Here is a 19,812-nt window from a genome sequence, read left to right on the forward strand (position 1 = left end):
GGGCCCCACCCGCCGTGGCACTGCTACGGCCGCACCTGGATCAGCGCGTGCGTCCCGCTCGTGCGCCACGCGGCGCCGGAGGCTTCGAGGGAGTCCAGCCGCTCCTGCTCCAGGCCGACGACGACGTCGGACTTCAGCGTCCGCAGCGCGGCGACGACCCCCGGAAAGTGGGCGGTGCGCTCGGCGAACGGCGTCGTCGCGTCCCACAGCCGGTCGCCCACCAGCCGTCGGTAGTTGAGGTCCCCCTTCAGGAGCGTGAGAGCGCCGCCCGTGAACTCCCCGCGCAGGTCGTCGGGCATCTCCTCATACGGCAGCGGGGCACAGAAGAACGGGTGGGTGCGGACCTCCAGGCCGCCCGCCGCCATGGCGCGCCACAGCCGGTCACCGATCCGGGCAGCCTCACCGGGCGCCTGGCGCAGGCGTCGCAGACAGTCGACGACGTCGGCCGTCATCGCGTCGGAGACGTAGTACGGATACGGCTTGACGTGGAGCACGACCCGCGCCGCGTGCCGGTGGTGGAGGAGGTGGTCGATGAGGACGAGGTCGGGGATGAGCTCGCGCCCCGCGTTGTCGGCCACCACGGCGACACTCGCGCCGGCGCCGGCCGGCAGGAGCCGCCACAGCAGGGCACCGTCGTCGGCGACCAGCGCGGAGGCGGCGTCGTCGACGGCCCGCTCCCCCGCCGAGACCAGGAAGCCGAGGTCCGCACGGTTGCCCCAGAGCGACGCGCCGAGCAGGGCCGCGGCCCGCTCGTCGGCCGGCGCGTCGACGAGCGCGTCCAGGGCCCGTAGCTCCTCGGCCACCGCTTCGCCGCGCAGCTCGGTCTGCTTGAACGGCGCGAAGGGGTCGATCCCCCGCCAGGCCCCGGCGCCGAAGTACCCGACCGCGCCGAGCAGCCTGCGGTAGAAGTAGCTCTCGGACCAGAGGAACGGCGCGTCGTACCACGACCGCCCGAAGCGGCCCCGCCCCCACTGCGTCCAGCGCTCGGCGTCGTGCTCCTCGGCAGCCAGCGGCTGGACGACGCCTTCGGCGGTCTCGGTGAGCAGGGCGTCGAGGGCGTCCTGCTGTCGGCGGCCGTACGGGAAGGCGTCGCGGACCTGCTGGATCAGGGCGGGGTGGCGCTCGGCCAGCACGCCCCGGGCGAACGAGCCGGGCTCGTTGCCCAGGACGACGGGCGCACCGACGGCGCCACCGGGGACCTGCGGAGTCCTGTCGGTCATGGTGTCCCAGCCCTTCGCTTCTCTCTCACGGGCCCATGATCTCCACACCACGACGCCGACCGCAGGACCGCCCGGACCGGCTCAGGAGGACGCGCGTGCGGTGAGCGCCCCGAGCAGACAGCAGAAGGCCGCGACGGCGGTGACCGTGCGCAGGGCGTTCATGCGGTTCCAGCGCGCCTCGAAGCGTTCGCGGACGGCGCGCAGGTCGGGGATGGCGTCGGGGTCGCCGGCCGCGATGAGCGCGTTGTTGAGCGGGACGTTCACCGCGAGGGTGACCGCGAGCGTGACCGCGTACAGGACGAGGGCGGCCACCGTCCACGGCAGCACGTCGCGGTGGTCCGCGGGCAGGTGCAGGCCCGCGGACAGCGCGGTGAAGAGGAGAGCCGCGTTCGACACCGCCATGAACAGCGGGTTGTGGATCGCGGTGTTCAGGCGCTGCGAGGCGTCGACGAACGTGCGGTCGTCGGCCTTCGCGAGGCCGGGCATGACCGAATTGGCATAGGCCAGCACGATGCCCGCGACGAGACCGGTCGACCCCGTCGCGACGAGCAGGGAGAGAAGGCGGAACGCACCCATGGCGGAACTCCGGAAAGGGGTGAGGTGGTGAAGCGGTGAAGGTGGGGAAGGATCCGTCGGTACGCGGGGGTCACCCGCGTGGTCGACCGCTCCGGGCGACGAAGGAGGAGGGGCGGTGTCCCGGCCGTGTCACGGCATCCGGGAAAGGGGCCACCGTCGGGGAAAAGAGCATGCCGTCCTCCAGAGCATCAGCTGTCGCATAAAGCGCAGGGACTCTCGGAAGCCGGAAAGGGGGACGTACTCGTCCCGGGCATCTCGGAATATCGCTGCCGTCGGGCAGACCGTAACCCATCGAGCGGAGCGAGGTCGACGCCTGCCGTCGGTCGCGGGCGTGTGCGAGATTGGCGTCATGCTGACCCCCGGCCAAGCCAAGAACCTGCTCGTGGCGTACTTCGCCGAGCACCCGCCGCCGATCGCGGGCGCGTTGCACATCGCACCCGAGTGGTACGAGGACGCCACGGACTACCTGCCGGCCTGGGGCGCTCGGGAGTTCTTCGTCGACGGCCAGGCGGCGTACGGCCGGGTGGACAACACCGCGATCTTCATCGACAAGCGCACCGGCACGGTCCGCGCGGACCTGTTCACGCCGAACTTCGACAAGATCCGGGCGATGACGCCCGTGATCGTCACCGCCGAAGCGGAGCACTCCCCCACCCCCGACGAGAACCGGCTGGTGGCGGTCGGCCGCGCCCTCTTCGCCCGGTTCGCCGACGCCCCTGCGCTGGACGTCGTCGACCTCCCCGGCGGACTGGGCGTCTGCCTGGTGCACGCCGTCCGCGGCGGCGGCAAGATCTACGTCGCACCCGACGAGACGGCGCTCTTCGTGGGCTCGGCGGTCTCCTTCGACACCGGCCTCGAAGCCTTCCGCTCCGGCGCCCGCACGCCCGGCAGCGGCGGCTGAAGCCGCGCTCGGGCGGGCGGCGACGCCCCGCGGCACGGATCCCGCCACCGGGGTGCGCAGGGAAACCCGCGGGGCCCCGGAGCGGTGTGCTATGATCTTCAAGTTGCAGTTTTGGTACCCATGAACCTATGTGCGCCTGACGGGAATATTTCTCTCCTGCAGGCGCATTATTTGTTTCCGGCATCTCCGGATGGGGCCTCTGCCTACCAAAGGGAGAATGTCATGGCACAGGGAACCGTGAAGTGGTTCAACTCCGAAAAGGGCTTCGGATTCATCGAGCAGGACGGCGGCGGCCCCGACGTCTTCGCCCACTACTCCAACATCGCGACGCAGGGCTTCCGTGAGCTCCAGGAGGGCCAGCGGGTCTCCTTCGACGTCACGCAGGGCCAGAAGGGTCCGCAGGCGGAGAACATCGTCCCCGCCTGATCGCCGGACGCTCATCGACTCACCGGGGTCCGCACCATCACGGTGCGGACCCCGGTGAGCGCTGTTTCCAGGAAGGCAGATTTAACCGCATGTCCGTCAGGCCCCCGAAATCCCATCGCCGCAGCTCGTCCCCGCGGCCGTCCGCATCGCCGTCCAAGGAATTCCGGCTGCCGGAGGGTACGACACCCGCGCTTCCCGCCGTCGCGGAATTCGCCGGTCTGGACATGCCCGCGGAACTGCTGGAAACGCTCACCGCACAGGGCGTGAGCACCCCCTTCCCCATCCAGGCCGCCACCCTGCCGAACTCGCTGGCCGGCCGTGACGTGCTGGGCCGCGGCCGGACCGGGTCCGGCAAGACGCTCGCGTTCGGGCTGGCGCTCCTCGCCCGGACGACCGGGGTGCGCTCGAAGCCCAGGGCGCCCCTCGCCCTCGTGCTGGTGCCGACCCGGGAGCTCGCCCAGCAGGTGGCGGACGCGCTGAGCCCGTACGCGACGGCCGTGGGCCTGCGGCTGGCCACCGCGGTCGGGGGTCTGTCCATCACCAAGCAGGCCGGGGCGCTGCGCCGGGGCGCCGAGGTCCTGGTGGCGACGCCCGGGCGGCTGAACGACCTGGTGGACCGCGGGGACTGCGACCTGTCCGAGGTGCGGATCACCGTGCTGGACGAAGCCGACCAGATGACCGACATGGGCTTCCTCCCGCAGATCACCAAGCTGGTCCAGCAGGTGCGGCCGGACGGGCAGCGCCTGCTCTTCTCCGCCACCCTGGACCACAACATCGACCGTCTGGTGCGGCGCTTCCTGACCGACCCCGTGGTGCACTCCGTGGACCCGTCGGCGGGCGCGGTGACCACGATGGAGCACCACGTGCTGCACATCCAGGACGAGACGGAGAAGAAGGCCGTCACGGCGCGCATCGCGGCCCGCGACGGCCGGGTCATCCTCTTCCTGGACACCAAGAGGTCCGCCGACCGGCTCGCCAAGCGGCTGCTCGCCGCGGGCGTCCGCGCGGCGGCGCTGCACGGGGGCCGCTCCCAGCCGCAGCGCAACCGCACCCTGGAGCAGTTCAAGAACGGCCAGGTCACCGCATTGGTGGCGACGAACGTCGCCGCCCGCGGCATACACGTCGACGACCTCGACCTCGTGGTGAACGTCGATCCGCCGACCGACCACAAGGACTATCTGCACCGGGGCGGGCGCACGGCCCGGGCCGGTGACTCGGGCAGCGTGGTCACCCTGGTCCTGCCGGACCAGAAGCGGGACGTCAGCCGGCTGATGTCGGACGCCGGCATCCGGCCCCGTACGGCCCGCGTCACCTCCAGCGCCCCGGAACTGGCGGCGATCACCGGTGCGCGCGAGCCGTCCGGCGTGGCCGTCACCATCGAGGTGCCGCAGCCCACGCCGCCGAAGGCGGGCCGGCCGAACCGGAAGGCCGGCACCGAGCCCGGCAAGCGCTCCGGGCGTCGGCGCCGCGGCGGCGCGGGGGGCCCGACCGGTGCCGCCACCGGGTCGTCGGACGCCCCGGCCGCGTCCGACGGGCGCGGTTCGTCCCGTACGCCGAGGCCCCGCGGGGCCAACGGGAGCGGTGCGGGCTCGGCCGGCCGTGACTCCGGGCGTCGGCGCGGCGGTCGCCGCCCGTCCACGGGTGGCGGGGCTTCTTCCCGCTCCGGATCGCGCGGCGGCGGCACGCCGCCGCGCACGGCCTGACGCCGGGCGGGCCCGTCAGGGCCGGGGCCGCCACGATCCGGAACGACCCCGGCCCTAGGGCGTGATGACCGACGCCTGGGAGCCGGAGCGCAGGACGTGGTCGACGTGGATCTGCCGGGCGATGGACCGCCCGTTGGTGACACTGGCCGCAATGGCCACCGCCGAAAGCGAGTTCCCGTCGGGGAGCCCTGCGAAGTACAGGCCGGGGAGCGCGCCGAGGACGCCCTTGCGCTGGCGGGGCGCCCCGTCGCCGTCGAGCACGTGTGCCGGCAGGATCCGGTAGTCAGGGCCGAAGCCGGTGCACCACACGATGGTGGTGATGCCGTGGCGTTCCAGGTCGAGCGCGGGCCCGAACGGGGCGATGTGCGCCATGTCGACGCCGGGGGCCGGCCGTTGCCCGGGGACCGGGTAGCCGCGTTCCCGTATGCCGGCGTCGATGGTGTCGACGATGTGGCGGTACGAGCGGGCTGATGCTTCGGCGACGGCGACGACGTTGTCCTTCAGCTGGAGGACCGGTCCGTCGGCCGCGCGCACGGAGCCGACGAGCACGGCTCCCCGCGCGGCCAGGGTGCCGAGGTTGAGGTCGCCGCCGCCTTCCCGCACCGCCGCCACGGGGAGGCCCGGCAGCACGCCGGCGTCCGCGCCCTCCCCCTCGAAGGCGGCTGCCCTGTCGTACTCCTCGTGCAGGGCGAAGGCGTACATCCACTCGTGGAGGCTGCGGCCGCGGTGGTGGTGCGGCCAGGCGTGGTGTCGACCGACCGACAGGAAGACGCGACGGCCGGCGCTGACGAGTTCGTCGGTGATCTGCTGCCCGCTGATCCCGGTGCCCACCACCAGCACGGCTCCGGGCGGCAGTGCCGCGGGGTTGCGGTAGTCATGCGTGTGCACCTGGGTGACGGACGGGTCGACGTCGGACGCGAGACGGGGGACGCGCGGCGCCGCGTAGCCGCCGAGGGCGGCGACGAGGTTGCGGGACTCGATGACGCCCCCGGCGTCCAGACGGGTCCTGAAGCGTACGTCGTCGCGTTCACCGACGTCCGGGAGGCACTCGACCTCGCGGACCGGTGTGTGTCGCAGCACCCGCAGCTTCCGCTGCTGCGCGTACCGGCGCAGGTGGTCGGCGAGTTCACGGCCCGGCATGAAGCCGTCCGGGTCGTCCCCGTCGTACTCCCAGCCGGGGAGGCGGACCGAGCGGTTGCCGCTGCCGACGAGCAGGCTGTCCCACCTCTCGTGGGCCCAGGACTGGCCGATCTCCCCCCGTTCGACGACGATCGACTCCCGGCCCAGCTCCTGCAGGGACGCGGCCACGGCGCACCCCTGCTGGCCGGCGCCGATGACGACGGTCTCCGAGTAATCGCCTGCTGCCATGATCAAGCCCTTCGCCAAGTGGACACGCAACCGGGGGTCGACCCGGTTCGGATCCTTCCTGCTGAAGTTCGCTTGATGTCAACTCAACGGCAGCGGCGGCAGGTTGTCCGCGTCTCAGGCTGGGGCGTCGCACTCTTGCACTCCGCTCGGGCTGCGAACGTCACGGAGCCGCGTGACGAAAACCCGACCGCGCCTTCGCGGCCGGGGCCGAGCGGGGAACGCCCGGCGCCGGCGGACGACTCGACGTGCAGGCGTTGTGGTTCAGAGCGGGGTGAGGACGCAGAACTCGTTGCCCTCCGGGTCGGCGAGGACCGTCCACGGCACGTCGCCCTGGCCCACGTCCACGGGCCTTGCGCCGAGCGCCTTCACGCGCTCGACCAACTCCGCCTGGTGGGCCGGCGAGGTGGTGGCGAGGTCGATGTGCACCCGGTTCTTCACCGTCTTGGCTTCGGGGACGCGCATGATGTCGATGACGACCGCACCGGGGTCGGGATAGGGAACGCCTTCGGGTTCCAGATTGGTCACGCCTGGTGCCTCGCTGTCGATACCCCAGCCGAGCACCTCCGCCCAGAACCGGCCGACCGCGGAGTCGTCCCCGGCCTTCATGGCAATTTGAACGAGTCTCGTCGACATGTCGCCGATGCTAGATCCGCGGGCACGAGGATTCATCCGCCTTTTTTGGGGGGCGCCGTCACTCCTCCAAGGGCAGGCACTCGGCGAGCAGGTCCACGACGTCGCGCCAGGCCCGCTGGGCGTGCCGGGGGTGGTGGCCGACGCCGGGCAGCACGGTGTGGTCGACCGGTGGGTGGTGGAAGGCGTGCAGGGCTCCCCCGTAGACCACGAAGCGCCAGTCGACGCCCGCGGCCTGCATCTCGGCGGTGAACGCCGCCCGCACCGCGGGCGGCATGATCGGGTCCTCGGAGCCGACCCCGGCCCACACCGGGCAGCGGATGCGGTCCGCCTCTCCCGGTCGGCCCACGGTGAGTCCGTTGACCGTGCCGATGGCGCGCAGGTCGACGCCGTGGCGCCCGAGTTCCACCGCGATCGCTCCCCCGGTGCCGTACCCGATGGCGGCGATCCGGTCCACGTCGACACGGGGTTCGCCGCGCAGCACGTCGAGCGCCGCGAGGCCGATGCCCCGCATCCGGTCGGGGTCGGCGAGCAGCGGCAGGCACCGGGCCAGCATCTCCTCGGGGTCGCTCAGACAGCGCCCGCCGTGGAGGTCGAAGGCCAGCGCCACGTACCCCGACTCGGCCAGGGCGTCGGCCCGGCGGCGTTCGACGTCGCTGAGCCCCAGCCCTTCGGGCCCGACCAGGACCGCGGGCCGTCGGTCGACTCCGGCGGGGAGCGCGAGGTGCCCGATCATCGTGAGGCCGTCGGCCTCGTACTCGACCCTGTGCGTGGTGACCGTCGTCATGAGCTGGACTGTAATGTCCGTCGCGCCTGGTCGGGCGGGTGTTCACCACCAGCAGACGACGGCGGGCGTACGGTGTGGGCCCGGGTCTCACCTGGCGGGTGCCGCGCCCCGGGTACTGGTCAAGGTGTTTATATGGGCGTCACACTTACTTTGCCCCGCGTGCGGCAACGGCGCCGAGCGCTCACCGATGGGCCGGGCCCGAGCGCGTCGCACGCGTGCTGGATCCGGTGCCCGCCGCGCCAGAAAGGCATTCCGTGACGACGCGTTCCGACATGCAGCACACCCTCGGCGACATCCTGGCCGACATCGAACGGCGCAACCCCGCCCAGCCCGAGTTCCACCAGGCCGCCCACGAGGTCCTGGAGACCCTGGCGCCGGTACTCGCGGCCCGTCCCGAGTACGCCGAGGCGGGTCTCGTCGAGCGGCTGTGCGAGCCGGAGCGGCAGGTCATCTTCCGGGTGCCGTGGCAGGACGACCGCGGGCGGGTGCAGGTCAACCGGGGCTTCCGCGTCGAGTTCAACAGCGCCCTGGGGCCGTACAAGGGCGGTCTGCGCTTCCATCCGTCGGTCAACCTCGGCGTCGTCAAGTTCCTGGGCTTCGAGCAGATCTTCAAGAACGCGCTGACCGGTCTCGGCATCGGGGGCGGCAAGGGCGGCAGCGACTTCGACCCGCACGGGCGCAGCGACGCGGAGGTCATGCGGTTCTGTCAGTCCTTCATGACGGAGCTGTACCGGCACATCGGCGAGCACACCGACGTGCCGGCGGGTGACATCGGCGTCGGCGGCCGGGAGATCGGCTATCTCTTCGGCCAGTACCGGCGCATCACCAACCGCTGGGAGGCCGGTGTCCTCACCGGCAAGGGCAGCGGTTGGGGCGGCTCGCTGATCCGCCCGGAGGCGACGGGGTACGGCAACGTGCTGTTCGCCGGCGCGATGCTGCTGGAGCGCGGTGAGGACCTGGAGGGTCAGACGGCGGTGGTCTCGGGCGCCGGCAACGTCGCCGTCCACACCATCGAGAAGCTGCACGCCCTCGGCGCCAACCCGGTGACCTGCTCGGACTCCTCCGGGTACGTCGTGGACGAGAAGGGCATCGATCTGGAGCTGCTCAAGCAGGTCAAGGAGGTCGAGCGGGGCCGCGTCGACGCGTACGCCGGGCGTCGGGGCGCTTCGGCCCGCTTCGTGCCCGGCGGGAGCGTGTGGGACGTCCCCGCCGACGTCGCCCTGCCGTCGGCCACGCAGAACGAGTTGGACGAGAAGGCCGCGGCCACGCTGGTCCGCAACGGCGTGAAGGCGGTCTCCGAGGGCGCGAACATGCCGACGACGCCGACGGCCGTCCAACTGTTCCAGCAGGCGGGCGTCGCCTTCGGCCCGGGCAAGGCGGCCAACGCGGGCGGCGTCGCGGTCAGCGCGCTGGAGATGGCGCAGAACCACGCCCGTACGTCCTGGTCGGCGCAGCGGGTCGAGGACGAGCTGACGCACATCATGAACGACATCCACGCCACCTGCCACGAGACCGCCGAGCGCTACGGCGCCCCCGGCGACTACGTGACGGGCGCCAACATCGCGGGCTTCGAGCGGGTCGCGGACGCGATGCTGGCGCAGGGCGTGATCTGACGTCCCGGGCGACTCCGGCAGCGGTGGCGCGGGCGCGACTGCCGGACGGCTGACGGCTGACGGCTGACGGCTGACGGTGGTCGTTGTGCATCGCCGCGTGCCTTGGGCAGGATGGCCGCACGGGGACGGCAGCGGGCGGCCCCGGGGTCGCCCGCCCGGCGCTGAGGAGCGCTGCATGGAGATCGGGGTCTTCCTCCCCATCGGCAACAACGGCTGGCTCATCTCGAAGAGCTCCCCGCAGTACATGCCGACCTTCGAACTGAACAAGACCGTCGTGCAGCGGGCCGAGGAGTACGGACTGGACTTCGCCCTGTCGATGATCAAGTTCAAGGGCTTCGGGGGCGAGACGGGGTTCTGGGACCACTGTCTGGAGTCGTTCACCCTGACGGCGGCCCTGGCGGCGGTGACGGAGCGGATCAGGCTGTACGCGTCCGTACCCGTCCTCGCCCTGCCGCCGGCGATCGCCGCCCGGATGGCGGTGACCGTCGACGCGATCGCCCCCGGCCGGGCCGGCGTCAACATCGTCACCGGCTGGGCACCGGCCGAGTACGCCCAGATGGGGCTGTGGCCCGGGGACGAGCACTTCGCCAACCGCTATGCGCGCGCCGCCGAGTACGTCACCGTGCTGCGGCAGTTGTGGGGCGCGGGCACGAGTGACTTCACCGGCGAGTTCTACCGGATGGACGACTGCGTGCTGTCGCCGCGCCCGGCGAACGGGCACATCGACGTCCTCGCCGCGGGGCAGAGCGGTACGGGGATGAGGTTCGCCGCCGAGCACGCCGACGCGAACTTCATCCTGGGCCGTGGCGTCAACACCCCGCTCGCGCTGTCCGCTTCCACCGCCGCGCTCGTCGAACAGGCGCGCGCGACGGGCCGCGACGTCGGTGCGCTCGTGCTCTTCATGGTCATCGCGGCCGAGACGGACGCCGCCGCGCAGGCGAAGTGGCAGGACTACCACGACCACGCCGACCTCGCGGCGCTGGGCTACCTGACGGCGCAGACCGCGACGGACCGGATGTCCGAAGGCTCCTCGACCGCACGGACCGTGGCGCTGCCCGAGGGGGCCGTGAACCTCAACATGGGAACGCTCGTCGGCTCCTACGCGACCGTCGCGGGCATGCTCGACCAGATCGCCACGGTCCCCGGCGTCAAGGGCGTCATTCTCGTCTTCGACGAGTTCGTCGACGGCATGGAGGACTTCGGCACGCGCATCCAGCCGCTGATGAAGTCCCGCACGGCCGCAGCGGGGACGCCCTGAAGGGCGGCGCGCACCGTGCGCGGCACGCCCCGGGCCGTCAGGCGTCCTTGGCGAAGACGAGGACCTCCGTCGAGGCGACGCCCAGGGGTGCCAGGAAGCTGCCCTGCAGGGTGCAGCCGAGGGTGGCGAAGAGGTCGACGCAGGTGCTGCGGGGCAGGGCGGCCGGGTAGGAGCCGTGGCCCGTGCCGCCCTTCGTCGCCCAGGTGCGCACCGCGTCCGGGTCCAGGCAGGTCTCCGTCATGACGTCGAAGACGATCCGGCCGCCGGGGCGCGTGACGCGCGCCATCTCGAAGAAGTAGCGGGCGGCGCAGAGGAAGGTCACGGTGTTGAAGACCTTGTGGGCCTGGACGAGGTCGACGCTGTCGTCCGGCGTCGGGGCGAGGCTGGACCCCTCGGTCGGTCGGGCGACCACGCCGAACGTCTCCACCAGGTAGTCGGCCCAGGGCGCGGCCGTCTCGTAGATCTCGTAGCGGGCCGGTGAGCACTCCTTGAGCGTCTTCTCCAGGTACCGTCCGGACCCGGGGCCGATCTCCAGCACCGTCTTCGGGTCGCCGGCGAAGACGCCCAGGGCGCGCAGTTCGTCGATGGTGTGCTGGGTGGCGCCGGGCGTGCCGTTCATGACCTGGTCGATGTGGTCGCCGACCGACAGCCCGGCGGCCCGTGCGGCCCGCATCGTGGCCTCGAACGGGATGAAGTCGTCCACACCGCCCCGGTGGGTGCTGCGTACGATGTCGAATCCGGCACGTCCCATGAGCCGTTTGACCCCGGACTTCAGTGCCGACGTGCCTCTGTCCGCTGCACTCATGAAGCTTGACCCCCCAGGTCGTCGCCACCCTCGGGGTCAGCATAGGATCGCGGGCGCGCACGCGCAGCGGGACGGCGAATTCGCCGCCGTACCAAGGCAGTTCGGGTGCTACGGGAGGGGCAGCGGTGTCCGTGGAACGCGGTGGGCGGGTGATCGACCGGGCGGCACCCGCGGTGCTGCCCCCTTCGTTACGTGCCGGGCTCGCCCTGGTCGCGGCGCTCGCCGCGCTGGTGGTCGCCTTGGTCGGGGCCTGGTACGCCGGTCACAGCCGGCCCGGTGCCGTGGACGCGTGGGTGCAGCCCGCGGTGGACGGCACGGGGTCGCCGTGGCGGCGCGTGGCGCTGGCCGTCGACTTCCTGGGCGAGCCGATCGGCGCGGCGGTGCTCGTCGGCGCCGCCGTAGCGGGTTGTCTGCTGCTGCGGCAGCCCCGCGCAACGGTGCTCGTCGTGGTCGGCACCGGCGCGACCGTGGGGGCGACGACGCTGCTCAAGCCCCTGGTAGGGCGCACCATCCACGGCGACAACCTGTCCTATCCGAGCGGGCACACCGCCTTCCTCACCGCCTTCGCCCTCGCGGTCGCGCTGCTCGCGGCCGGCCGGCTCGGCCTCGGCCCGGGGGCCGGCGCGCTGTTCGTGCTCGGCGCGGCGCTGGTGGCCGGCGCCGCCATGGGCTGGGCCCAGATCGCGCTGGGGGCGCACTACCCGACGGACGTCCTCGGCGGCTGGTGCACCGCGGTGGCGGTGGTGACCGCGACCGCGTGGCTGGTCGACCGGTGGCAGCCCGCCTGACGCCGCGTCACACCAGGCGGCGGAAGACGGGCTGCACCGGCCGGCCGCCCAGCCAGGGCGTCGGGTCTTCGGCGTCCAGCGCCTTCCGGTACACCGCACACGCCTGGGCCACCGCGTCGACGGTGCGTGCGACGTCGACGTCGTCGAGCGCGCTGCTCACCACGAACGACGGCGCGAGCACCCCGGCCGCGAGGAGTTGGCGCAGGAACAGGGTGCGGTACTGCTGCGACGGCTGCCGCTTCTCGTCGAGGGTGGCGAAGACCAGGTTGCTGGCCCGGCCGCGGACGACGACGTGGTCACCGACGCCCGCGCCGGCCGCAGCCTCGCGGACGCCGACAGCCAGCCGCTCCCCGATGGCGTGCAGTTGGGCGGTGATCCCCTCCTCGACGTACGTGGTGAGCACGGCCATCGCGGCGGCCAGCGCGTGCGTCTCCGCGCCGTGCGTGGTGGACAGCAGGAACACCCGCTCGGCGGAGTGCCGCAGCCCGCCCCGCTCCATGAGTGCGCGGCGGCCGGCCAGCGCGGCGACGGCGAACCCGTTACCCAGCGCCTTGCCGAACGTGGACAGGTCGGGGACGACGCCGTACAGGCCCTGCGCGCCCGCCTCGGACCAGCGCAGGCCGGTGATCATCTCGTCGAAGACCAGGACGCAGCCGTGCCGGTCGGCCAGCTCGCGCAGTCCGGCGAGGTAGCCGGGAGTGGGGTCTCCCCCGCTCGAACGGAGTTCAGAGCGAGGGGAGGGTTCGGTGTGGCCGGCGGGTTCGAGGATCAGACAGGCGACCTCGCCCTGGTGGCGGGTGAGCAGTTCCTCGGTGGCGGCCAGATCCCCGTAGGGGAACGCCACGGTCAGGTCGGTGGTCGCGGTCGGGATGCCGGCGGACATCGGCGTGGTGCCGATGAACCAGTCGTCGACGGAGAAGAAGGGGTGGTCGCGGCAGACGGCCACCCGGGGGCGTCCGGTGACGGCACGGGCCAGGCGCACCGCGGCGGTGGTGGCGTCGGAGCCGTTCTTCGCGAACTTCACCATCTCGGCGGTCGGCACGGTGGCGAGGAAGAGTTCCGCGGCCTCGGCCTCCACGATGGAGGGCCGCACGAAGTTGCTGCCGCGGTCCAGTTCCCGGCGCACCGCCTCGATCACGCGCGGGTGGGCGTGGCCGAGGCTGACCGAACGCAGACCGGAGCCGTACTCGACGTAGCGGTTGCCGTCGACGTCCCACACGTGGGCGCCGCGGCCGTGGCTGATGACCGGGGCCAGGTCCTCGGGGTACTGGTCGTCGCCCTTGGCGTAGGTGTGCGCGCCCCCGGGGATGACGGCGTGCAGCCGTTCGTTGGCCGCCCGCGAGCGGGGCAGGCTGAACTCTTCGCTCTCTGCCACTTCTTCCCCTTCTTTCACGGGCTCTTCAGCTCTCCTTCCGCTTCAGGACGTCGGCGAGGCTCGGTGCCTCCCGGTCCCGCCGGGACATCGAGGTGGCCGGCAGCGGCCAGTCGATGGCCAGCTCCGGGTCGTCGAAGGCGATCGTCACGTCCTCGGCCGGGTCGTGGGGGCGGTCGATCCGGTACGCGACGTCGGCGGTCTCGGTCAGCGCCTGGAAGCCGTGGGCGCACCCCGCCGGGACGTACAGGGTCACCTGTGTGTCGCCGGACAGCTCGAAGGAGGCCCGGCCCAGATAGGTCGGCGAGTGCGGCCGCAGGTCCACGATCACGTCGAAGACCTTCCCGTACGAGCACCGCACCAGCTTCGCCTCGCCGGCGCCGGCGCGCAGGTGCAGTCCGCGCAGCACGCCCCGGACCGAGCGGGACACGCTGTCCTGGACGAAGGCGTCCGGGTCGATGCCGACCGAGCGGACCGCGTCGGCGTCGAAGGTGCGGCAGAAGAAGCCGCGTTCGTCGGCGTACGGCGTGGGTTCGAAGAGGTACGCGCCGGCGATCGCCGGGACTTCGGTCGCCTTCATGGGGCCTTCCTCAGGGCGTGTGCGGGGGTGGGGTCGGTCGTCGGGAACAGGGCCGCGGCCAGGGCGGTGAACTGGTGCTCCAGGCGTCCGGCGACGGCCAGGTTCCGCTCGGCGAGGGTGTGTCGCAGTTCGGTCGACCGCTGCTCCAGCGCCCGGAACTGGGCGAGCAGCCGGTCCGCGTCGACCTCGCGGGCGGGGTGGCAGTACGCGTCCAGCCCCATCTGGGCCATCAGCGCGTCGCTCTTCGCCGCGTAGCTGAGGGCGAGCGTCGGAGTGCCGACCTTCAGCGCGCACACCAGGTTGTGGTAGCGGGTCGCCACCACGGCGTCGGCAGCCGCCGTCTCCGCCATCAGATCGGCCAGCGAGGTCGTTTCGGCGGCGGTGACCAGCGGCGAGTCCACCGCGTCGAGGATCGCGGCGACCACCGACGCGTCGACCTCGTCGCCGGTGAGCAGCCGGACTCGCCGGCCGTCCTCGACCAGTGCGCGCACGAAGCGGGTCGTGCCCTCCAGGTAGCGCCGGTGGATCTCCTCGGCCCTGGCGCGGTCGTCGTCGCCGCCGTGGAAGGCCATGACGCCGACGCAGACCGGGCCGGGCCGGTCACCGACGGCGCTCGCCCGCGGGGTCGGCAGGGCGAAGGCGAGGTCCGGGTACACCTCGTCGCGCGCGGTGTCCACGCCCATCGCCCGCATCGCGTCGCGGGACGGGCCGTCCCGGTAGGAGCGGTACGCGGCCAGCCGCGCCGAGAGGCGCACCAGGGCCCGGGTGGGCCGGCTGCCGATCGCGGCGGCGCCGACGCTGACCAGCGCGACCTTGGTGCCGAACAGCCGGCCGCTGGCGCAGAGCAGGAACAGCGCGTACGGGAAGCCCCACGGCCGCAGCGGCAGGGTGGCCTCCAGGACGCCCATGCCGGGCACGATCACCACGTCGTGCCGGCGCACCCAGGCGGCGGTGCGGAAGACGTCGACGAACTTGCCCAGGCCCTTGCCGACGATCGCGCCCGCGCGCGACGCGGTCCGGTACTCGCCGCGGTACCAGTGCAGCCGCGTCGCGGGGATCGCGTACCGGGCCGTGACGACCTCGGGTCCGCCGCACAGGGCGTCCACGACCGCCTCCGGGTGCGCGGCGGCGAGGTGTCCGAGCACGGCCTCCAACGATCCGTCGTTGCCGAGGTTGCCGGAGCCGAGCAGGCCGAACACCCCGACGCGCACCGCCCCGTTCGACGGCTTCACGACCGCCTGCCTTCCCGGCCGGCGACGAGGGCGTCGACGCAGACGGTGACCCGGCCCGGGTCGACGGGGGTGCGGTCCTCGACGCGCTCGCCGGCGCCCGGACGGACCCGGCTGGTCAGCCATGCGACCAGGTGGCGGCGGCACGCGCGCCGCTCGTCCGGGGACAGCGGCGCCCGGCGGATCGCCGCGACGAAGCCCCAGACGTACTCGGCGAGCAGTCGGGGCGTCGGGTGCAGCGGGCCGGCGCGGCGCGGGTCCAGGTTGACGCACCGCGAACGCTTGGAGGGGTTCGCCCGCTCGGCGCGGGTGGGGTGGTCGCGGCGGAAGTACAGCAGCTCCGGCACCTGGTGGAAGCGTCCGTGCAGCGTGATCTCGGCGACGAAGGTGCGGTCGGCGTGGTGGTAGCTGTCGTGCGGCTTCACCCGGCGCAGCACGTCGGCCCGCATCACCCCGTAGAAGTCGTCGCCGCCGGGCTCGAACAGCAGGCTGCGGAAGCGCTCCGGTGCGTGCGGGGAGCCGGTGGCGAGTCCGTACGGGTAGGGGACCTTCACCCGGCCGTCGGCGTCGATGACGGCCTGGTCGGTGTGGGCGAGGATCACGTCGGGCCGGGCGTCGAGCGCCTCGACGCAGCGCCGCAGCAGGTCGCGGGCGTACAGGTCGTCGTGCGACGCCCATTTGAACAGTTCGCCGCGGCACTCGGTGAAGACGTAGTTGTGGTTGGGCGCGGCGCCGATGTTCCGGGGCAGTCGGATGTAGCGGATGCGGGGGTCCCGGTCGGCGTACCGGCGGCAGATGGCTTCGGTCCCGTCGGTCGACGCGTTGTCGGAGATGACCAGTTCGAAGTCCTCGTAGGTCTGGCCGAGCAGGGCGTCGAGGGATTCGGCGAGGTACTCCTCGCCGTTGTACACCGGCAGTCCGATGCTCAGTCGAGGGTGGGCGATCATGACGTCCTCACTTCACGGATGGTGTTGTGGTGGTGCTCGCGCAGGGCGGACCGCAGGTGCAGCCACCACACGGCCGAGCCGCTGAGCGTTGCGGCGGCCACGCCCCAGGCCGAGCCGACCGTGCCGGCGACGGCCGCTCCGCCGAGGCCGCCGCCGACGTAGCAGGCGGAGGCGAACAGTTGGCAGCGCAGGCTGCGCCGGGCCGCGCCGAGCGCACGCAGCCCGGCCGCCGCGCCGACGCCGAGTCCGGCGCCGGCGACGCCGAGGGTGGCGGGGACGAGGAGTTCGAAGGCGGCGTCCCACACTCCGCCGAGCACCAACTCGCCGAAGCGGTCGGGCACCGGCAGCAGCGCCGCGCCCCACAGCAGCGCGCCGACGGCCTGGCCGCCGCCGAGGAGCAGGCAGAACGTGCCGAGTCGGTGCGGGGCCTGCCGCAGCACCCGCGCCGCTTCCGCGACGGTGACCAGGGACAGCCCCATCAGCACGGCGAGGAAGGGGCCGAGGAGGAGTTCGGCGCCCCGGATGACGCCCACCGCGCTGACGCCGACGATCGCGCCGAGGCCGTACGCCCGCAGTTGGGCCGCGCCGCTGACGCCGACGTTCTCGACCAGGTAGCGGTAGCCCAGGTCTCTGTGGGCGCGCAGCCAGGCGCGCGCTTCGGTGACCCGGGGCCGGATGCCGGACTGGAGGCAGCCGTACGCCGCGGCGACCGCGGCGGCCGTGCCCCAGGCGAGGACGAACCCGGCGACGCTGCCCGCGCGGGCCGCCAGCACCATGGCGGGGACGAGCGCGAGGGCCCCCAGGAGGTCGTTGACGCACGCCTTCCGCCCGGTGCCGGCGGCGAAGAACGAGAACCGCCAGGCGTCTTGCAGCAGCAGCCCGGGCAGGACGACGCCGAGGCAGGCGAACGCGTGCCCCACGCCGCCGCCCAGGGTCAGCCCGACGGCGAGGCACACCGCGCCGACGGCGGCACCGACGCCCAGCGCGGTGCCCGTCGCCCGGGCCGCCGCCGCCCGCCAGGACGCGTCCGACACCCCGCTGAAGCGCACCATCAGCGGGTCGGTGGCCAGCCCGCGGGAGACGCCGAGCACCACGCCGTAGGTCACCCACGTCAGGCTGAACGCGCCGAACGCGGACAGCCCGAGCGAGCGGGCCACGTAGATCCCCACCGCGAAGTTGGTCATGCTGCACACCGCCTGGTCGGCCAGTCCCCAGGACAGCCGGCGGGCGACGGCCCGTCTGGCGGTGGGCCGGGCGCGTTCGGCCCGGGCCGCCTCCGTCGTCGCCTTCTCCTCCCCGGTGGTCATCGCCGTCACGCCTTGATCAGCCCGGCGGCGCCCAGGGCGTCGGCCGCGCCGGCGACGGTGTCGAACGGCAGCCCGGACCGCTCGGCGACGTCCAGCAGGCTGTGCTCCCCGTCGGCGAGGTTGAGCACCCAGAGCATCGCCATCTGGGCCTGCTTGGCGTCGCTGCGACCGCCGAGCGAGTCGTACAGCCCGCGTCGGCCCAACTGCGGTTCGCCACAGGGGCTGAGGTTGAGGTAGCGCCGGTTGCGGTCGAGCACGGCGCACGCCTCGCGGCAGACGGCGAGGGTGTCCGCCATCGCCGCCGGCGTGACGAAGCCGGGGTCGTCGGCCGAGGTGTGGTACTCGGGGTAGCCGGCGTACGGGGTGCGGCTGAGCGAGCCCACGCCGAGGTCGAACCCGGGCGAGCAGAACTGCCGCTCGTCGTAGCCGTACGGCGTGAAATCGGTGATGCGGTGCGGGCGTTCGGAGGAGGCCAGCACGTACCGCAGCACCCGGTCGATCTCCGCGTCGCCGCGCCGGCTCTGCTTGTACGTCAGCGCGCCCCGGTCACCGGCGCAGGCCAGCACCAGCCCGTGCTTGACGCGGTCGATCCGCTCCGCGTTGCGGGCGAGCCAGGTGATCGCCCCGATGGTGCCGGGGGCGAACAGGAACCGGTAGGTGTACCAGGGCTTTCGCTCCGCCAGCTCCCGGGCCAGGTACGTCGCCACCGCGATGCCGGCGAGGTTGTCGTTGGCCAGCGAGGGGTGGCAGACGTGGCAGGAGACGATCACCTCGTCGGGGACCTGCCCGGGGACGACGTGTTCGGCGTAGGTGAGGTGGCCGTCGGCCAGGGTGGAGTCGATCCGGACCTCGTACTCGCCCTCCGGTAGCGCGTCCAGGGTCTGCTGCGCCAGGCAGAACCCCCACTCCGGCCGGTAGTAGCTGGTGCGGTAGGGCACCCAGGTCGGGTGGTCCGGCAGGGTGTGCAGGTGGTCGCGCAGCTCGGCCAGCGGCATCCTCGCCGACACGGGGACGCTGTAGCCGAGGACGTGCAGGCTGGACGCGGCGAAGTCGACGACCCGGTTGCCGGCGGCGTCGGCGACGTACGCGTCCTTGATGTTCCACTCCTTGGGCACCGTCCAGTCGAGCACCTGCGTCCCGGTCGGCACCTCGTGCACCTGGAGGGGTACGTACTCGTCGACGATCGCCAGGGTGGCCCGGACGCCGTCGCCGGTGATGCTGCGGCACAGGGGGTACAGCCGCTCCACCAGGGCGTGCATCTGCTCGCCGAGCCCGGTCATCGGCGCCACCGCAGGGTGTCGTCGACGGTGTCCGCTTCGGTGGCGGCGCGCAGCACGGCCAGCCGGGTGTAACGGCGTTCGAAGTCCTCGCGGGTCAGCCCGTGCTCGCGGTAGGCGTCGGCGAGTTCGAGGGCGCCCCGCTTCACCGACCACTCGCATGCGAAGCCGGGCACGGCGGCGCGGAACCGGGCGAAGTCGACCCGGTACGAGCGGGGGTCGGCGCCGGTCTCCCCGGTGATGACCACCCGCGAGCCCTCGACGGCCTCGGCGACCTGCCCGGCGATCTCGGCGACGGTGACGTTGTTGGTCTCGCTGCCGATGTTGAACGCCCGGTCGTGGACGGCTTCGCGCGGTGCGTCGAGTGCGGCGGCGAAGGCCCGGGCGATGTCGACGGCGTGCACCAGCGGGCGCCAGGGCGTGCCGTCGGAGAGCACCAGCACCTCGCCGGAGAGCAGGGCGTGGCCCACCAGGTTGTTCAGCACGATGTCGGCGCGCAGCCGGGGCGAGTGGCCGAAGGCGGTGGCGTTGCGCAGGAACACCGGGGTGAAGTCGCCGTCGGCCAGGGCGTGCAGGTCGTCCTCCACCCGCACCTTGGACTCCGCGTAGGGAGTGACCGGGCGCAGCGGGGCGTCCTCGGTCACCAGGTCGTCACCGCCGGCGGCGCCGTACACGGAGCAGGTCGACGCGTACAGGAAGCGCCGCACTCCGGCGTCGCGGGCGATGCGGGCCAGTCGTACGGACGCATGGTGGTTGATGTCGTAGGTGAGGTCCGGCGCCAGCGCTCCCAGCGGGTCGTTGGAGAGCGCGGCGAGGTGGATCACGGCGTCCACCCCGGCGACGTGTTCCGCGGTGACGTCGCGCAGGTCCACCCGGTGGCCCGGCGGGTCCGCGGGCGTCGGGCCCAGGACGCAGTCGGCGAACAGTCCGGAGTCCAGTCCGACGACGTCGTGGCCGGCGGCGGTGAGCACCGGGGCCATCACGGTGCCCAGGTAGCCCTGGTGTCCGGTGAGCAGCACGCGCAA

At 72.8% G+C, this 19,812-nt stretch carries 18 protein-coding genes and 1 pseudogene; 6 read left to right on the forward strand and 13 right to left on the reverse strand.

Annotation, left to right across the window (positions count from 1 at the left end):
- Window positions 1-23: 23 nt before the first annotated feature.
- Window positions 24-1,220, reverse strand: a complete 1,197-nt coding sequence (locus AB0E05_RS14675; RefSeq protein WP_361963092.1) for a damage-control phosphatase ARMT1 family protein — start codon at window positions 1,218-1,220, stop codon at window positions 24-26.
- 81 nt (window positions 1,221-1,301) lie between these two features.
- Window positions 1,302-1,796, reverse strand: coding sequence for a DUF1772 domain-containing protein (locus tag AB0E05_RS14680; RefSeq protein WP_361963094.1), 495 nt, complete (start codon window positions 1,794-1,796; stop codon window positions 1,302-1,304).
- 349 nt (window positions 1,797-2,145) lie between these two features.
- Here AB0E05_RS14680 and AB0E05_RS14685 point away from each other — a divergent pair, with 349 nt between their 5' ends.
- From AB0E05_RS14685 to AB0E05_RS14695, 3 genes are all read left to right on the forward strand, one after another.
- Window positions 2,146-2,697, forward strand: coding sequence for a hypothetical protein (locus tag AB0E05_RS14685; RefSeq protein ID WP_361963096.1), 552 nt, complete (start codon window positions 2,146-2,148; stop codon window positions 2,695-2,697).
- Window positions 2,698-2,919: 222 nt separating this feature from the next.
- A complete protein-coding gene (locus AB0E05_RS14690) occupies window positions 2,920-3,123 on the forward strand; it encodes a cold-shock protein (protein WP_007502648.1) in 204 nt (67 codons plus the stop codon).
- Between the two features lie 89 nt (window positions 3,124-3,212).
- On the forward strand, window positions 3,213-4,826 hold the full coding sequence (locus AB0E05_RS14695; protein WP_361963098.1) for a DEAD/DEAH box helicase: 1,614 nt from the start codon (window positions 3,213-3,215) through the stop codon (window positions 4,824-4,826).
- 54 nt (window positions 4,827-4,880) lie between these two features.
- Here AB0E05_RS14695 and AB0E05_RS14700 read toward each other — a convergent pair whose 3' ends face one another.
- From AB0E05_RS14700 to AB0E05_RS14710, 3 genes and pseudogenes are all read right to left on the reverse strand, one after another.
- On the reverse strand, window positions 4,881-6,194 hold the full coding sequence (locus AB0E05_RS14700) for an NAD(P)-binding domain-containing protein (protein ID WP_361963100.1): 1,314 nt from the start codon (window positions 6,192-6,194) through the stop codon (window positions 4,881-4,883).
- Between the two features lie 267 nt (window positions 6,195-6,461).
- A pseudogene (locus AB0E05_RS14705) lies at window positions 6,462-6,827 on the reverse strand (VOC family protein); the annotation flags it as partial.
- Window positions 6,828-6,885: 58 nt separating this feature from the next.
- The gene (locus AB0E05_RS14710; RefSeq protein WP_361963102.1) at window positions 6,886-7,611 is read right to left on the reverse strand and encodes a dienelactone hydrolase family protein; all 726 of its coding nucleotides are present in this window, start codon (window positions 7,609-7,611) and stop codon (window positions 6,886-6,888) included.
- 254 nt (window positions 7,612-7,865) lie between these two features.
- On the opposite strand from AB0E05_RS14710, the gene gdhA reads away from it, so the two are divergent.
- On the forward strand, window positions 7,866-9,224 hold the full coding sequence (gene gdhA, locus AB0E05_RS14715) for an NADP-specific glutamate dehydrogenase (protein ID WP_361963104.1): 1,359 nt from the start codon (window positions 7,866-7,868) through the stop codon (window positions 9,222-9,224).
- A 175-nt stretch (window positions 9,225-9,399) separates the two neighbouring features.
- Window positions 9,400-10,482, forward strand: a complete 1,083-nt coding sequence (gene rutA / locus AB0E05_RS14720; RefSeq protein ID WP_361963106.1) for a pyrimidine utilization protein A — start codon at window positions 9,400-9,402, stop codon at window positions 10,480-10,482.
- A gap of 37 nt (window positions 10,483-10,519) precedes the next feature.
- Here rutA and AB0E05_RS14725 read toward each other — a convergent pair whose 3' ends face one another.
- Window positions 10,520-11,233 carry a class I SAM-dependent methyltransferase gene (locus tag AB0E05_RS14725; RefSeq protein ID WP_361963108.1) on the reverse strand — a complete coding sequence of 238 codons (714 nt, stop codon included), beginning with the start codon at window positions 11,231-11,233 and terminating at the stop codon, window positions 10,520-10,522.
- 203 nt (window positions 11,234-11,436) lie between these two features.
- On the opposite strand from AB0E05_RS14725, the gene AB0E05_RS14730 reads away from it, so the two are divergent.
- Window positions 11,437-12,075 carry a phosphatase PAP2 family protein gene (locus AB0E05_RS14730; protein WP_361963464.1) on the forward strand — a complete coding sequence of 213 codons (639 nt, stop codon included), beginning with the start codon at window positions 11,437-11,439 and terminating at the stop codon, window positions 12,073-12,075.
- Between the two features lie 7 nt (window positions 12,076-12,082).
- On the opposite strand, the gene AB0E05_RS14735 is transcribed toward AB0E05_RS14730, so the two are convergent.
- From AB0E05_RS14735 to AB0E05_RS14765, 7 genes are read right to left on the reverse strand one after another with little or no spacing between them, the layout of a single operon-like run.
- Entirely contained in the window at window positions 12,083-13,450 is a 1,368-nt protein-coding gene (locus AB0E05_RS14735; RefSeq protein ID WP_361963111.1) for a glutamate-1-semialdehyde 2,1-aminomutase, read from the reverse strand.
- 25 nt (window positions 13,451-13,475) lie between these two features.
- Window positions 13,476-14,027 (reverse strand): dTDP-4-dehydrorhamnose 3,5-epimerase, encoded by a 552-nt coding sequence (gene rfbC / locus AB0E05_RS14740; protein ID WP_361963113.1) that lies wholly within the window; start codon window positions 14,025-14,027, stop codon window positions 13,476-13,478.
- A complete protein-coding gene (locus AB0E05_RS14745) occupies window positions 14,024-15,259 on the reverse strand; it encodes a polysaccharide pyruvyl transferase family protein (RefSeq protein ID WP_361963115.1) in 1,236 nt (411 codons plus the stop codon). The genes rfbC and AB0E05_RS14745 overlap by 4 nt, the downstream gene beginning before the upstream one ends.
- On the reverse strand, window positions 15,256-16,203 hold the full coding sequence (locus AB0E05_RS14750; RefSeq protein WP_361963117.1) for a glycosyltransferase family 2 protein: 948 nt from the start codon (window positions 16,201-16,203) through the stop codon (window positions 15,256-15,258). Before AB0E05_RS14750 ends, AB0E05_RS14745 begins: the two co-directional genes overlap by 4 nt.
- Window positions 16,200-17,510 (reverse strand): hypothetical protein, encoded by a 1,311-nt coding sequence (locus AB0E05_RS14755; RefSeq protein ID WP_361963119.1) that lies wholly within the window; start codon window positions 17,508-17,510, stop codon window positions 16,200-16,202. The genes AB0E05_RS14750 and AB0E05_RS14755 overlap by 4 nt, the downstream gene beginning before the upstream one ends.
- Before the next feature lie 5 nt (window positions 17,511-17,515).
- Window positions 17,516-18,790, reverse strand: a complete 1,275-nt coding sequence (locus tag AB0E05_RS14760) for a DUF4910 domain-containing protein (protein ID WP_361963121.1) — start codon at window positions 18,788-18,790, stop codon at window positions 17,516-17,518.
- Complete coding sequence (locus tag AB0E05_RS14765) at window positions 18,787-19,812, reverse strand: SDR family oxidoreductase (protein ID WP_361963123.1); 1,026 nt, start codon at window positions 19,810-19,812, stop codon at window positions 18,787-18,789. Before AB0E05_RS14765 ends, AB0E05_RS14760 begins: the two co-directional genes overlap by 4 nt.

The organism is Streptomyces sp. NPDC048057 (assembly GCF_040653095.1).
Taxonomy (GTDB): Bacteria; Actinomycetota; Actinomycetes; order Streptomycetales; family Streptomycetaceae; genus Streptomyces.